This window comes from Priestia sp. SIMBA_032, assembly GCF_046535215.1.
GTDB lineage: Bacteria > Bacillota > Bacilli > Bacillales > Bacillaceae_H > Priestia > Priestia aryabhattai.
The window spans coordinates 1-252 of record NZ_JAWRXD010001170.1 but is presented as its reverse complement, the minus strand read 5'-3'; the positions used below and the strand labels follow the sequence as shown (position 1 = coordinate 252).

1 protein-coding gene is annotated in these 252 nt (G+C 38.5%); it reads right to left on the bottom strand.

What is annotated here, in order from left to right:
* Positions 1-252: rod shape-determining protein (locus SB717_RS37990; protein ID WP_410908342.1), on the bottom strand; the 252-nt coding region annotated here is incomplete at both ends.

Here is a 252-nt window from a genome sequence, read left to right as displayed (position 1 = left end):
ACTGTAATTGTACGTGGTAAGCCTGTTACCATGTCACGTCCGCGAATTTCAAGCTCTTCGCTACGTGCACCTGGGAATACTGTACCAACTTTAATTTTAATATCTTCTGAAGTACGTTCTCCGATTAATAGCTTATACTTACGTTTAATATAGTTTAAGATCTCCATATCAAACTTATCGCCAGCCATTTTGATAGAGGAAGAGGTAACAATATCACCCATAGATAGTACAGCGATATCTGTTGTACCTCCA